The sequence below is a fragment of the Leifsonia sp. KNZ13-11D genome (assembly GCF_056754895.1).
In genome coordinates, this window is sequence record NZ_JBPGWU010000001.1 from 3,175,245 (window position 1) to 3,188,930 (window position 13,686).

The window sequence follows — 13,686 nt, forward strand, 5'->3', positions numbered from 1 at the left end:
GGGCTACAATTGGAGGGCGGCTCCGTTCGGAGGGTTCCTCCGGTTACGGAGAAGACATTACCGGAGGATGCCTCCGCTTCGCAAGCCCCTTCGGCGACCTCCATTGCCGACACCTGAGAGGATCGACCCCGTGACCGGCACCCAGACCCCTGAACTCGGCGTCGTGCGCCCTCAGCGGGCCGACGCGCGTCGCAACTTCGACGCACTCCTCGCCGCGGCACGAGAGGCGTTCGCCGAGCAGGGGGCGGGGGCGCCGCTCGAAGACATCGCCCGCCGCGCCGGGGTCGGTATCGGCACCCTCTACCGCAACTTCCCCACGCGCGACGCACTGGTCGAGGCCGTCTACATCGACGAGGTGGCCGCCGTCGTCCGTGCCGCGGACGACGCCTCCGGCCTGGAGCCGTGGGAGGCGGTCGAGGCATGGCTGCGGCGCTTCGTCGCCTATGTCGGCACGAAGCACGCGCTGGTCGAGGGGCTCAACAAGGACTCCCCCGTCCTGCTGAGCTGCCGCACCTCGCTCTACGACGCGGGCGAACCCCTCGTGAAGCGCGCCCAAGCGGCCGGCGAACTCCGTCGCGACGCGACCATCGGCGACGTCATCCGCATGGTCTCCGGCATCGCCGGGGTGGCGTTCGAGGACGACGCCCAGCGCGACCGCGTGATCTCGATGGCCGTCGACGGCCTGCGCACCCGGCCCGCGGACGATCGCTGACCACATCCCCCATTTCCGGCGCGAATTCGCCGGACCGACGCGCGCGTCGTCCCCGTACGCTGAGTAGATGGAGCTGGGCGTCTATGCGGTGATCGCTGTGGCGGTCATCGTCGGCATGGCCGCTTTCGCCCGGCGCCTCGGGGTCGCGGCCCCCATCGTGCTCGTCGTCGTCGGCGTGGCCCTCTCGTTCCTTCCGGGCGTGCCGGAGATCAGCGTCCCGCCGGAGATCATCCTCGACGGACTGCTCCCGCCCATCCTCTACGCCGCCGCGATCAGCGTCCCGCTCACGGACTTCCGCCGGAATCTCGCCCCGATCGCCGGGCTCTCCGTCGTACTGGTCGTCATCACGGCGTTCGCTTCCGGGTTCGTCCTGTTCACGATGCTGCCGGACCTGAGCCTCGCGGCGGCGATCGCCCTCGGCGCGATCATCAGCCCGCCGGATGCCGTCGCCGCCACCTCGATCGGGCGCAAGCTCGGACTGCCCCCGCGCCTGCTCACCGTGCTCGAGGGCGAAGGGCTGGTCAACGACGCCACCGCGCTGGTGCTGCTGCGCACCGCCCTCGCGGCGGCGCTCGGCACGCTGACCACGCCGTGGGCCGGCGTCGTGGACTTCATCTCCGCGGTCGTGATCGCCGTCGTGGTCGGCCTCGTCGTGGGGTTCGTCTCGGTGTGGGTGCGGTCGAAGCTGACGGACCCGGTGCTCGACACCGCCCTCTCGGTGGTCGTGCCGTTCGCCGCCTTCGCGCCGACGGAGGCGCTGCACGGCTCGGGCGTCCTGGCCGTCGTGATCACCGGCCTGTACACCGGCCATGCCGCCCCGCGGCAGTTCAGTGCGCAGGCGCGCATCAGCGACGCGATCAACTGGCGGACCATCCAGTTCCTGCTCGAGAACGGCGTGTTCCTGCTGATCGGCCTCGAGCTGCGGACGCTCGTGGCCGACGTGGAGAACCCCGAGGTCCTCAGCGTCTGGGATGCGATCGGACTCGGCCTCATCGCCGTGGTGTCCCTGATCGTGATCCGGTTCGTGCTGATCGTCCCACTCATCCTGTACCTGCGAAGACGGGGCAAGCGCGCCGAGCGCTCGGTGCTGCGCGAATGGCTGATGATCAGCTACTTCCGCGACCATCCGGTGCGCTACCGCTGGCAGGCGCTCCGGAAGCAGCGGGCGGAGCAGCGCTACGAACGCCACCGCAGCGACCTGGAGGAGTACCGCCAGGAGGCGATCGACTGGAAGGGCGGCGTCGTGCTCGGCTGGGCCGGGATGCGCGGGGTCGTCACCCTGGCGGCGGCGCAGTCGCTGCCCACGAGCATCCCGTACCGCCCCCAGCTGATCCTCATCGCGTTCACCGTCGCGTTCGTCAGCCTGGTGCTGCAGGGCGGCACGCTCCCGCTCCTCATCCGGGCACTCGGCCTGCAGGGGGCGGATGCGGGGGCAGACCGGCGCCTGCTCGCCCAGCTGCTCGACGACCTCAGCGAGGCCGGGCTGGCCGTGCTGGACGACCCGGAGACGGCGGCGGGGACCACGACGAGGGTCGACCCCGAAGTGGTCGAACGGGTGCGCCAGTCCTCCTACCTCCGGGCCGAATCGGCGTGGGAGCGCACGCTCGCGATCGACGGACCGCACGAGGACCGGCCCCACCACGTGTACCGCACTCTGCGACTCGCCGTGGTCGACGCGGAACGCACCCGGCTGCTGCTCGAGCGGGCGCGCGGGTCGTATCCGTCGCGCGTCCTCACCGAAGCGCAGTCGCTCCTCGACCTGGAGGAGACCCGCCTGCGGTCGCGCGCGCGCTGAAGCGCGGGGCGGACCGGCTCGGTTCGCCTGCGCATCAGTGCACGAGGACCTTGAGCGCGACGAGGCCGAGACCGACCACCGCGGTCAGAGCGGCTCCGCCGGCGCGGCGCCACAGCGAGACGCCCGCTCGCGTCATCGCCACGTAGCCGAGTGCCGCGAGCGCCACGGCGGCCCAGCCCAGAGCCGCGAGGACGGATGACACCGGGTCCATGAGCTCGAGTCCGCCCGACCACAGGAGGACCAGAGGCGGGACGCTCGCGACGAGGAGGCCGACCGACGCGAGAAGCGCGTGCGCCAGCGCCGCACCGAACCGCTCCTTGGATGGCGTGCTCCCGGTGTGTGCGACCGTCGCGGCGAACACATGCGCCGCCCACACCACAGCCATACCTTTCAGGACCGCCACGGCGAGAGCATCCGGAGTCTCGACATAGGCGCCCTCGATCAGGACGAGTCCGGCCACGAGGATCGTGCCGTAGACCGCCTGCTCACCGGTGCACCGGGCGAGCAGTTCCGACGCCACCCGGCGCAGCGGCGTGCTGCGACGTCTCCCGAGCCGCTCGTCCCCGCCGTCGCCCGTGTCGGCCCGGGCCTCGATCGCCGTCGTGGACATGACGCCACCACCTTCCGTACTTCTCAGTGAGCAAGACGAGGGTCGGCAAGGGAACGTGACGCGCGATTGCGCCGGAATCGCGTCATAAGGGGCGGACAGTCTCGTCTACATCCATGACGGGGCGGACCGCCGCGTCTAGCGTCGGGCCCCATCGGGTGTCCGCGGAAGGGGAGACATGGAACTCACGGTGATCCGGACCGCGGATCGGCGACGGATGGTCGTGGCGGTCGAAGCGCCGAGCGAGCTAGAGGCGCTTCAGACCATCCGCAATGCCGTCGGCCCTGTCACTCTGGCGGCGGAGCAGACGGTCCCGCGGGGCGGCGCGGCCGATTCCGCCGGACGCCACGCCCGGCGCTCGTCGTATTTTTAGTTATTCAAAACATCCGGCTAGGGTCGAAACATGGAGACGGGAGAGCCGGAGGGCGCATTGCGGGCCGCCGGCCTCAAGGTGACGAGAGGCCGTGTGGCCGTGCTCGAAGCTCTCGACGGGCTGCCCCATGCGGATGCCGAGTCGGTGTTCCGTGCGCTGCAGCCCCTGCTTCCGGGCACGTCCATCCAGAACGTGCACAACGTCCTGGGCGATCTGCATCGCACCGGCCTCGTCCGGCGCATCGAGCCCGCCGGGTCGCCGGCGCGGTACGAGCGGCGCACGGGGGACAACCACCACCACGCGGTGTGCACGTCCTGCGGCGCCGTCTCCGACGTCGACTGCGTCGTCGGTCACGCGCCCTGCCTGCACCCGTCGGACGCGGGCGGCTTCGCCATCGACATGGCCGAGGTCACCTTCTGGGGGCTCTGCCCGTCCTGCCAGGAGCGCACCGACCGCGCTCCGCACCACTGAGCATCCGCACGCCGGGCGCTCATCGACACCGAGGAGAAGAATGTCGGACGACTACACCACCACTAGACCGGAGCGCCGGTCGCCAGCGACGCGCACTCGCTGACGGCGGGGCGGGACGGCGCCACCGCGCTGCACGACCGCTACCTCGTCGAGAAGCTCGCCCAGTTCAACCGCGAGCGGATCCCGGAGCGCATCGTGCACGCGAAGGGCGGCGGTGCGTTCGGCGAGTTCGTCGTCACGGGAGATGTCAGCGCCTACACGAAGGCCGCTGTCTTCCAGCCCGGGACCAGCACCCGCACCCTCCAGCGCTTCTCGTCGGTCGCCGGCGAGCAGGGATCGCCCGACACCTGGCGCGACGTGCGGGGCTTCTCGGTGAAGTTCTACACGACCGAGGGCAACTACGACATCGTCGGCAACAACACCCCCGTCTTCTTCATCCGCGACGGCATCAAGTTCCCCGACTTCATCCACTCGCAGAAGCGCCTGCCGGGCTCCGGCCTGCGCGACGCGGACATGCAGTGGGACTTCTGGACCCTCTCCCCCGAGTCGGCCCACCAGGTCACGTATCTGATGGGCGATCGCGGTCTCCCCCGCTCGTGGCGGACCATGCCGGGTTACGGCTCGCACACCTACCAGTGGATCAACGCGGCCGGTGAGCGCTTCTGGGTCAAGTACCACTTCCACTCGCTGCAGGGCAACGAGGAGATCACCGGTGTCGAGGCCGAGCAGCTGGCCGGAGCGGACGCGGACCACTACCGTCGCGACCTCTACGAGGCGATCCAGCGCGGCGACTACCCGGCGTGGCGGGTCTCGGTGCAGGTCATGCCGTACGAGGACGCGAAGACGTACCGCTTCAACCCGTTCGACCTCACCAAGGTGTGGCCGCACAGCGACTACCCGCTGATCGAGGTCGGCATCCACACCCTGAACGAGAACCCGCAGAACTTCTTCGCGGAGATCGAACAGGCCGCGTTCTCCCCCGCCAACACGGTTCCGGGCATCGACATCAGCCCGGACAAGATGCTCATGGCGCGCGTGTTCTCCTACCCGGACGCCCAGCGCTACCGCGTCGGCACGAACTACAACGAGCTGCCGGTCAACCGCCCGGTCGCGCCGGTCAATGACTACTCGCAGGATGGCGCGGGCCGCCACGGCTTCAAGCCCGCCGACGCGCCGGTCTACGCCCCGAACTCGTTCGGCGGCCCGTCCGCCCAGCCGGAGCGCGCGGGCGAGGGCTCGTGGGAGTCGGACGGCGCCCTCGTGCGGTCCGCTGCGACCCTGCACGCCGAGGACGACGACTTCGGTCAGGCCGGAACGCTCTACCGCGAGGTGTACGACGACGCGGCCAAGGCGCGCTTCCTCGACACCATCGCCGGAGCCGTGGGCGGCGTGACCCGAGAGGACATCCGCGAGCGCGCCATCCAGTACTGGACGAACGTGGATGCGTCGCTCGGCCGTGCGCTCCGCGACCGCCTCGAGTCGGGCTTCGAGACTCCCGACGAGGCCGCCGAGTACGTGGGCGTCGGCGAGTAGCCCGCAACCCGCTGACGACACGACAGGCCGCCCTTCTCCCGGAGGGCGGCCTGTCGCGCGTCGTGGGTGAGGCCGCCTAGAGCGTCGCCTCGATGGTGCGGTCGTACACCGTGGTGCCGCCGACGCGGATGCGCCCGTCGCCGAGCGGCTCGGTGGCGAGCTGCGATCCCTCGCCCTGGAGGATGCTGAGCGGCCGCCCGAGGCGCGCGGTGAGCGCGATCGCGGCGGCGCCGGTCGCCTCGTCCTCGATGATGCCCATCTCGGGCGCGAACATCCGGGAGCGGAGGCTGCCCGCCTGCTCGTCGATCCAGGCGTAGGCGTAGTGCTGGCCCGACGTGAACGCGAACGGGTCCAGCGCATCCACATCCTCGGGTGACTCCAGCTCGAGCCATTCGAAGGTCGGCGCCCACTCGGCGCGCGCAGTGACCCAGGCCGTGTCGTCGTCCACGACGACCTCGACGTCGCCGGCGGCTTCGCGGAGCACGTCGACCGGCGTGTGTCGGTCGGACAGCCACCACGCCGTCCCGACGCTCGGGTGCCCCGCGAACGGCAGCTCCCTGGCCGGGGTGAAGATGCGGATCGTCGCGGCGCGGGCGCCCTCGTCCACCCCGTCCACGAACACGGTCTCGCTGAAGCCGAGTGCGTTGGCGATGTCCTGCTCGCGCGTCGCGGTGGCCCCTGAGCTCGTGATGATGCCGAGCTCGTTGCCGTTCCGGCCGCTCTCGTTCGTGAACACGCGAACGACGACTACTTCGATGGTCTCATCCATGGCTTCAGCCTGGCAGAAGCCCTCGGCTTCGTTAACCCGGCAGGTGCATAATCGCGCCATGACCATCGACGACCGCCAGAACGGGAACGACGAGGACCTCGCCGTCGAGCACGCCGCGGAGCGTCTCGCCGACCGCTTCCCCGAGGTGCCGCGCGAGCACATCGAGGAGCTGGTGGAGAAGCACCACGAGGAGTTCGACGGAGCCCCGGTGCGAGACTTCGTGCCGGTGCTGATCGAGCACGACGTGAAGCAGGAGCTGAACGCGGAGGAGCGCGCCGGCTGATCGTCCGTCGGCGCGCTCCTGCGTGCAGTCCCGGTCAGGCCGGGATCAGGGTGTACTTGGTGCTCAGGTACTCCTGGATGCCCTCCAGGCCGCCCTCACGCCCCAGCCCGGACTGCTTGACGCCGCCGAACGGCGCCGCCGCGTTGGAGACGAGGCCGGTGTTCAGGCCCATCATTCCGGTGTCGATGCGGTCGATCATCCGCTGGCCGCGGGCCAGGTCCTGCGTGAAGGCGTAGCCGATCAGGCCGTACTCCGTGTCGTTCGCGGCGGCGACCGCCTCGTCCTCGGTCGCGAAGGTGGTGATCGCGAGGATCGGGCCGAAGATCTCCTCGCGGAGGATGTCGCTGCCGGGCTGCACATCCACGAGCACGGTCGGCTCGAAGAAGTAGCCGTCGCCCTCCGGGGCGTTGCCGCCGGTGAGGACGCGCGCGCCGCGGCCGACCGCATCCTCGACCAGTGCCGCCATCGAAGCGACCGCGCGGTCGTCGATGAGCGGGCCGATCGTCACGCCGTCCTCGGTGCCGCGCCCGATCCGCAGGGCCTGCACCCGCTCGGTCACCCGGCGCGCGAACTCGTCGGCGACCGACTCGTGCACGATGAACCGGTTCGCGGCCGTGCACGCCTGCCCGATGTTGCGGAACTTGGCGAGCATCGCTCCCTCGACCGCCTTGTCCAGGTCCGCGTCGTCGAACACGACGAAGGGGGCGTTGCCGCCGAGCTCCATCGAAGTGCGCAGCACGTTCTGCCCGGCCTGCGCGAGCAGCGAGCGGCCGACCGGGGTCGAGCCGGTGAACGACAGCTTGCGGAGACGCGGGTCGGCGATGATCGGGCTGGACACATCCCGTGCCGTGCTGGTCGGCACCACGTTGACGACCCCGGCGGGGACGCCGGCGTCGGCCAGCAGCTGGGCGAAGAACAGCGTCGTCAGCGGCGTGAGCTCGGCCGGCTTCACCACGACGGTGCAGCCCGCGGCGAGCGCCGGGGCGATCTTCCGCGTCGCCATCGCGAGCGGGAAGTTCCACGGCGTGATGAGGAAGCACGGACCCACGGGGCGCTGCGTGACGACCATGGTGCCGGTGCCCTCGGGGTTCTGGCCGAAGCGGCCGGAGATGCGCACCGCCTCCTCCGAGAACCAGCGCAGGAACTCGCCGCCGTAGGTGACCTCGCCGTTCGCCTCGGCGAGCGGCTTGCCCATCTCCACGGTCATGAGCAACGCGAAGTCGTCGCGCCGCTCCTGCAGGAGGTCGAAGGCGCGGCGCAGGATCTCGCCGCGCACCCGCGGCGGGGTCGCGGCCCAGGCGTCCGCGGCGGCGACGGCTGCGTCGAGAGCGCGCATGCCGTCCTCCGGCGTCGCGTTCGCGATGCGCTTGATGACGCGGCCGGTCGCCGGGTCCTGCACTTCGATGGGCTCGCGGGTGCCGGCCTCCCAGTGTCCCCCGATGAACAGCCCGTCCGGCACGCGGTCGAGCAGGTCGGTCTCGCGGGCGGAGAGCTCGGTCACGGTGTCGACGATGGTCATGCGCCCGCCACCGCCTCCGCGACGACGTCCAGCCCCTCGATCAGGAGGTGGTCCGGGATGCTGAGCGGCGGGAGGAAGCGGATCACGTTCCCGTAGGTGCCGCAGGTGAGAAGTACGATGCCGGCGGCGTGGGAAGCTGCGGCGACGCGGGCGGTGAGCGCCGCATCCGGCTCACCCGTCGCCGGGTCGACGAGCTCGATCGCGACCATCGCGCCGCGGCCGCGCACCTCGGCGACACGCGGGTCGGCGTCGCGGAGGGCGCCGAGCTTCTCGAACAGGATGTCGCCGATCTCGCGGGCGCGAGCCGCCAGGTCGTCGGACTCGTACGTCTCGATCGCGGCGAGCGCGGCGACGCAGGCGAGCGGGTTGCCGCCGTAGGTGCCGCCGAGGCCGCCGACCTGCGGCGCGTCCATGATCTCGGCACGGCCGGTGACCGCCGAGAGCGGCAGTCCGCCGGCGATGCCCTTCGCCGTGACGATCAGGTCGGGGACGATGCCGAACTGCTCCGAGGCGAACATGGTGCCGGTGCGTGCGAAGCCGGTCTGCACCTCGTCCGCGATGAAGACGACGCCGTTGGCGTTCGCCCACTGCTGGAGCGCGGGGAGGAAGCCGTCGGCGGGAACGATGAAGCCGCCCTCGCCCTGGATCGGCTCGATGATCAGGGCGGCCAGGTTGGCGGCGCCGATCTGCTTCTCGATCATGGTGATCGCGCGCTTCGCCGCCTCGGCGCCGCTCAGGCCGCCGTCGCGCAGGGGGTAGCTCAGCGGGGCGCGGTAGATCTCGGGCGCGAAGGGCCCGAAGCCGTTCTTGTACGGCTGGTTCTTGGCGGTCAGGCCCATCGTGAGGTTCGTGCGGCCGTGATAGGCGTGGTCGAACGCGACGACGGCCTGCTTGCCGGTGTAGTGGCGCGCGATCTTGACCGCGTTCTCCACGGCCTCGGCGCCGGAGTTGAACAGGGCGCTGCGCTTGGCGAAGTCGCCGGGGGTGAGGCGGTTGAGCGCCTCCGCCACGTCGACGTAGGAGTCGTAGGGCGCGACGGTGAAGCAGGTGTGCGTGAACGCGGCGACCTGGGCGGTGACGGCGTCGACGATGCGCGGGGCGGCATTGCCCACGCCCGTGACGGCGATGCCGGAGCCGAAGTCGATCAGGGAGTTGCCGTCCACATCCACCTGCACACCCCCGCCGGCGGCGACGGTGTAGACGGGGATGGTCGCGCCGACGCCGGCGGCGACGGCCTGGGCCTTGCGCTCGGCGCGCTTGCGCGACTCGGGACCGGGGATCGGGGTGACGAGCCGGCGCTCCTGCGGGAGCGAGGGTCCGCCGACGGTGATGTCAGTGGCGGTGTCGAGGATGGTCATGTCCCGAATCGTAGGAAGCGGACGCCGCCCGGCGCCTGGACGCGACGTACAATCGCTTCACCGCCGTTAGACACCCTGGCGCATTCGGCCGGTGGAGCGGCGCCCCGGCAGATGGAGACTCATGCCCGCGACCCTGACGCAGCTCCTCGCGCGACCCGAGCTCGGCCTCCGGCTCCTCACCGCTCCCACGGTCGGCGATCCGGATGCGCCGCTGGCATGGGCGCACAGCTCCGACCTCCCGGACCCGACGCCGTTCCTGGCGCCCGGGCAGGTGCTCCTGGTGACGCAGCCGCAGGAGGACGCCGACCCCTACGTGGCACGGCTGGTCGCGCACGGCATCGCCGCCCTCGGCTTCGGCACGGAGGTGGTGCGCGACGGCACCCCGGCCGCGCTGGTCGAAGCCTGCGAACGGCACGGCCTCCCGCTCTTCGAGGTGCCCTACCGCACCCCGTTCATCGCCGTGGCGCGCTTCGTCGCCGACAGGGTCGCCGCGGACGCGTATGCGCGCAGCACCTGGGCGCTCCGCGCATCCCGGGCCATCTCGCTCGCCGCCCTCCGCCCCGACGCACTGGGCGCCGTGCTCTCCGAGCTGTCCCGCCAGATCGAGCGCCCGGTCGCGCTCGTCGGCCCGGACGGCGCCGTGAGCCGGAGCTTCCCCGCGGGGGCGCTGGATGCGCGGGCGCGGCGAGCGCTGTCGGAGGCGGCCGAGCCTCTGCTGCGCAGTGGGCGCCGCGCCGCGGGCACCGTCGGCACGGACGCCGGGCCGTTCGCCGTGCAGACTCTGGGCGCGGCCGGCCGGCTGCGCGGTGTGCTCGCGGTCGGCTCCGAGGGGCTCGATGCCGCCGCGCAGCAGGTCGTCACCGGGGTCGTCGCCCTCGCGGGACTAGCCCTCGAGCAGTCCCGCGCCGCCGACGCCGCACGGGCGCGGCTGCGGACCGCCGTGTGGCGGGCGCTGGTCGCCGGGGATGCCGCGGTCGCAGCATCCATCGCCGAACCGGTGCTCGGTCCACTGCCGGAGGCGCCGGTGCGGGTCACGATGATGCAGGGTCCGGCGCTGGCAGCCGCAGCCGACTGGCTGGAGTCGAATGCGGACGGCTTCTTCGCCCGCGACGCGCACGACCTGGTGCTGATCGGCGACGAGAGCACGGCCGTGGAGGCCGCCACCACGCTGGCCGTGCGCTTCGACCTGCGCGGAGGCGTGTCCTCCGGAACGAGTCTGGACGCACTCCCCGCCGCGGTCGCGCAGGCACGGACCGCCCGGAACAGGGCGACGGCGGACGATCCGGTCGCCGCCTTCGACGACGTGGCCGGCGCCGGGATGCTCGCCCTGCTGCACACGCCTGACGCGCGCGCCGTCGCCGAGACGTCGCTGCGGCCGCTCGCGGCCGCCGACCCGTCCCTCCCGGACGTGCTGCGGACCTGGCTCGACGCCGACGGCGTCTACGACGTGGCCGCGCGCCGGCTGGGTATGCACCGTCACACGCTGCGCGCACGCGTCGCCGAGGCGGAGCGCCTGCTCGGCCGCGACCTGTCCTCGTTCGCGGCGCGGGCCGACCTCTACGCGGCGCTGCGCGCCTCCGCCTGAGCCGTCCCGTCCCTGCCGCTCCGCTCCCCCGCCCGCTCCGTCCCTGCTCGTCCGCCCGCTCCCTCCCTGCTCGTCCGCCCCCGCCCACTCTCGAGTACACGAATAGTGCACGCTCTGCCCAGCGAAACCGTGCACTATTCGTGTACTCGACGGCGGGTGGGAGGGGTGGACGGGGGGGTGGACGGGATGGGGTACTCGACGGTGGGTCGACAGGTTGGAGAGAATAGGCGGATGAGCACACCCATCTCCGGTATCCACTTCGGCCTCGCGGCGGGCGACTACCACGCGACGATCGCGTCGGTCGGTGCGTCGCTGCGCACGCTGGAGTTCGGCGGCCGCCCCCTGGTGGTCCCGTTCGACGCGGACGAAGTGCGCCCCGCCTTCCGCGGCGCGACCCTGGCGCCATGGCCGAACCGCGTCGTGGACGGCCGCTACACCTTCGACGGCGAGGAGCGGCAGCTCGCGCTCACCGAACCGAATCGCGGTCACGCCCTGCACGGCCTCGCCGCCTGGCTCGACTTCGACGCCGTGGACCGGTCGGCCAGCTCGGTCGTATTCGCCGCGACCATCCAGGCCCAGGCCGGATACCCGCACCGCGTCGACGTCAGCGTCGCCTTCGAGCTCGACGAGGAGGGGCTGCACACCACGGTGACGGGCACCAACACCGGCCCGTCGCGGGCGCCGTGGGGCACGGGACCGCACCCCTACCTGGTGGCCGGCGACGGCCGCGTCGACACGTGGACGCTGACGCTGCCCGCCGACGAGGTGCTCACCGTCACCGACGACCGCCTCATCCCCATCGGGCTGGAAGACGTCGCGACGGCGGAGGGCGGCGTGTGGGACTTCCGGACGGCGCGTCCGATCGGCGGCACCTTCATCGACCACGCCTTCACCGGGCTGGCACGCTCCGCCGACGGGCTCGCGACCGTCCGGCTGACCGCCCCGGAGGGCACCGGCGTCGAGCTCACCTGGGGCGACGACTGCCCGTGGGTGCAGATCCACACCGCCGACCAGCCGGTGCCCGAGCTCGACCGTCTCGGCCTCGCCGTCGAGCCGATGACGTGCCCGCCGGACGCCTACAACTCCGGCACCGACCTGATCGTGCTGGAGCCCGGCGAGTCGGCCACGGCGTCCTGGACGATCCGCGCGGTGCAGCCTCTCTGATCGGTGCAGCCTCTCTGATCGGTGCAGCCTCTCTGATCCGATCGGGCGGGGACGTTTCTAGCGGGCGGAACAGTGCCGCCCGACCCTCCCAGCTCGGGTGCGGTGAAAAGACGATGCGCGCGGCCCTCCACGACGGGCCGCGCGCATGCCGATGCTACGGGCCGTCCGCCATCCGGCGTCGTGTACGCCGTGTCGAGGACCTCCCGCCGCGGTCGACAGCACGTCGTTGCGGCGCTCGGGTGCTGCGAGCGTCCATCCTGCGCAGCGCCCGGACACGACGAAGGGCGCAGGATCCGCGACCCTGCGCCCTTCGCCCTTCGCCCCGCGAGCCGATCAGCCCTGGCGGGCCTTCATCCGCGGGTTCTTCTTGTTGATGACGAACGTCCGGCCCCGGCGGCGCACCACCTGAGCGCCGGGCATCGTCTTGAGCGAGCTCAACGAGTTGCGTACCTTCATGACGGACCTCCCTTATTGAAACCTATTCTCGATAACAACAGGGGCCGCCATTTGTTCCCGCGAGGGATTCAGAGCCCGAAGGTCGCCAGCCATGCGTCGACGACCGGGATGTCGACACGCTGGTAGCCACCGAGGTAGCGGCAGTTGTCCGTGTACCCGTAGCTTGTCACGGCGACCAGCTGGTCGCCGAGGAACACCGGGCCGCCCGAGTCGCCGAAGCAGGTCCCACCGGTTCCTCTCGTGTCGTTCGGATTGCCGTTGGTCTGCAGGATCTGCGGCGTCAGCTTCTGACCGGGCATGTCGACGTAGCGGCGGATGAGCGGGTAGCTCATCGGCTGCGGCTTCTGCGGCCCGGACTCCGGTTTGCGGACCTCGGTGCCGTATCCGACCGCCGTGAACAGCGTCTTCGACAGGTCGCTCTTCGTGATGGCGTCCAGCGTGCCGACCGGTGCGATCTGCGGGTAGCCGTCCCCGAACGACGCCACAGGGTGATCGAGCACGATCACGCCGACATCGTTCCAATTGGCCGTATCCGTGAAGTCCGAATAGTCGGGATGGGTGTAGGCGGTCCCGGAGAGATAGCCGGCGGCGGCGATCTCGGCGGCGGTGTATCCGGCGCTGGGGTCGGCGGCGGCCGGGAACGGCGCGGGCGGCTGCTCGGCGATCACCGAGTCGAACGTGACGAGCGTCTTGCCCAGGGTCCCGGAGGTGCAGTGCGCAGCGGTGAGCACGACCGTCGGCGACACCAGCGTCGCCGAGCACCGGAAACGCCCGTCGGCGTCGTAGAACAGGATCAGGCCGACATCGGGATGCTTGTTGCCGTCGGCCGTCCCACCGGTGCTGGCGACAGCGGGTGTGCCGACGGCCAGCCCGGCGAATGCGGCCAGCGCGATAGCGGCGGCCAGGATTCTCTTACGCATGGATCCCCCTTTGGATCTCGAAGCGGTTTCGATCCTCCGAGTATGCCCATCCCCCGGACGGGGGCCTAGGGCCCGGATGCCGGAATGCACGGCCGGTGTTCGCTGGGCCCCGACCGCACGTGAAGAGGAGGCTCCCCGCGG

At 71.3% G+C, this 13,686-nt stretch carries 13 protein-coding genes and 1 pseudogene; 8 read left to right on the forward strand and 6 right to left on the reverse strand.

The features are described 5' to 3' along the window. Positions 1–130 precede the first annotated feature (130 nt). Both ACR9Y5_RS15535 and ACR9Y5_RS15540 read left to right on the forward strand, forming a co-directional pair. Positions 131–712 carry a TetR/AcrR family transcriptional regulator gene (locus tag ACR9Y5_RS15535; protein WP_481298787.1) on the forward strand — a complete coding sequence of 194 codons (582 nt, stop codon included), beginning with the start codon at positions 131–133 and terminating at the stop codon, positions 710–712. 67 nt (positions 713–779) lie between these two features. Beyond that, entirely contained in the window at positions 780–2,507 is a 1,728-nt protein-coding gene (locus tag ACR9Y5_RS15540; RefSeq protein ID WP_481298788.1) for a cation:proton antiporter, read from the forward strand. A 34-nt stretch (positions 2,508–2,541) separates the two neighbouring features. Here the strand turns inward: ACR9Y5_RS15540 and ACR9Y5_RS15545 are convergent, their stop codons facing one another. Continuing rightward, positions 2,542–3,117: a hypothetical protein gene (locus ACR9Y5_RS15545; RefSeq protein WP_481298789.1), complete on the reverse strand. Its 576-nt coding sequence runs from the start codon at positions 3,115–3,117 to the stop codon at positions 2,542–2,544. Between the two features lie 175 nt (positions 3,118–3,292). On the opposite strand from ACR9Y5_RS15545, the gene ACR9Y5_RS15550 reads away from it, so the two are divergent. The 3 genes and pseudogenes from ACR9Y5_RS15550 to ACR9Y5_RS15560 all read left to right on the forward strand — a co-directional run bounded on the left by ACR9Y5_RS15550 (position 3,293) and on the right by ACR9Y5_RS15560 (position 5,491). Then, positions 3,293–3,487, forward strand: coding sequence for a hypothetical protein (locus ACR9Y5_RS15550; protein WP_481298790.1), 195 nt, complete (start codon positions 3,293–3,295; stop codon positions 3,485–3,487). Between the two features lie 30 nt (positions 3,488–3,517). Then, a complete protein-coding gene (locus tag ACR9Y5_RS15555; RefSeq protein ID WP_481298791.1) occupies positions 3,518–3,958 on the forward strand; it encodes a Fur family transcriptional regulator in 441 nt (146 codons plus the stop codon). Positions 3,959–3,998: 40 nt separating this feature from the next. Next, positions 3,999–5,491: pseudogene (locus tag ACR9Y5_RS15560) on the forward strand (catalase). Positions 5,492–5,567: 76 nt separating this feature from the next. Here the strand turns inward: ACR9Y5_RS15560 and ACR9Y5_RS15565 are convergent. After that, positions 5,568–6,260 carry a PhzF family phenazine biosynthesis protein gene (locus ACR9Y5_RS15565; RefSeq protein ID WP_481298792.1) on the reverse strand — a complete coding sequence of 231 codons (693 nt, stop codon included), beginning with the start codon at positions 6,258–6,260 and terminating at the stop codon, positions 5,568–5,570. Positions 6,261–6,318: 58 nt separating this feature from the next. On the opposite strand from ACR9Y5_RS15565, the gene ACR9Y5_RS15570 reads away from it, so the two are divergent. Next, positions 6,319–6,543, forward strand: a complete 225-nt coding sequence (locus ACR9Y5_RS15570) for a three-helix bundle dimerization domain-containing protein (protein WP_481298793.1) — start codon at positions 6,319–6,321, stop codon at positions 6,541–6,543. 34 nt (positions 6,544–6,577) lie between these two features. Here the strand turns inward: ACR9Y5_RS15570 and ACR9Y5_RS15575 are convergent, their stop codons facing one another. Both ACR9Y5_RS15575 and gabT read right to left on the reverse strand, forming a co-directional pair. Then, the gene (locus tag ACR9Y5_RS15575) at positions 6,578–8,062 is read right to left on the reverse strand and encodes an NAD-dependent succinate-semialdehyde dehydrogenase (protein ID WP_481298794.1); all 1,485 of its coding nucleotides are present in this window, start codon (positions 8,060–8,062) and stop codon (positions 6,578–6,580) included. Continuing rightward, the gene (gabT, locus tag ACR9Y5_RS15580; RefSeq protein WP_481298795.1) at positions 8,059–9,420 is read right to left on the reverse strand and encodes a 4-aminobutyrate--2-oxoglutarate transaminase; all 1,362 of its coding nucleotides are present in this window, start codon (positions 9,418–9,420) and stop codon (positions 8,059–8,061) included. Before gabT ends, ACR9Y5_RS15575 begins: the two co-directional genes overlap by 4 nt. Before the next feature lie 121 nt (positions 9,421–9,541). Between gabT and ACR9Y5_RS15585 the strand changes: the two genes are divergently transcribed. Both ACR9Y5_RS15585 and ACR9Y5_RS15590 read left to right on the forward strand, forming a co-directional pair. Then, positions 9,542–11,005 carry a PucR family transcriptional regulator gene (locus tag ACR9Y5_RS15585; RefSeq protein ID WP_481298796.1) on the forward strand — a complete coding sequence of 488 codons (1,464 nt, stop codon included), beginning with the start codon at positions 9,542–9,544 and terminating at the stop codon, positions 11,003–11,005. 231 nt (positions 11,006–11,236) lie between these two features. Next, positions 11,237–12,169: an aldose 1-epimerase family protein gene (locus ACR9Y5_RS15590; protein WP_481298797.1), complete on the forward strand. Its 933-nt coding sequence runs from the start codon at positions 11,237–11,239 to the stop codon at positions 12,167–12,169. A gap of 333 nt (positions 12,170–12,502) precedes the next feature. Here ACR9Y5_RS15590 and ykgO read toward each other — a convergent pair whose 3' ends face one another. Both ykgO and ACR9Y5_RS15600 read right to left on the reverse strand, forming a co-directional pair. After that, the gene (gene ykgO / locus ACR9Y5_RS15595) at positions 12,503–12,625 is read right to left on the reverse strand and encodes a type B 50S ribosomal protein L36 (protein WP_310134129.1); all 123 of its coding nucleotides are present in this window, start codon (positions 12,623–12,625) and stop codon (positions 12,503–12,505) included. 68 nt (positions 12,626–12,693) lie between these two features. Beyond that, positions 12,694–13,545 carry a trypsin-like serine protease gene (locus tag ACR9Y5_RS15600; protein ID WP_481298798.1) on the reverse strand — a complete coding sequence of 284 codons (852 nt, stop codon included), beginning with the start codon at positions 13,543–13,545 and terminating at the stop codon, positions 12,694–12,696. Positions 13,546–13,686 lie beyond the last annotated feature (141 nt).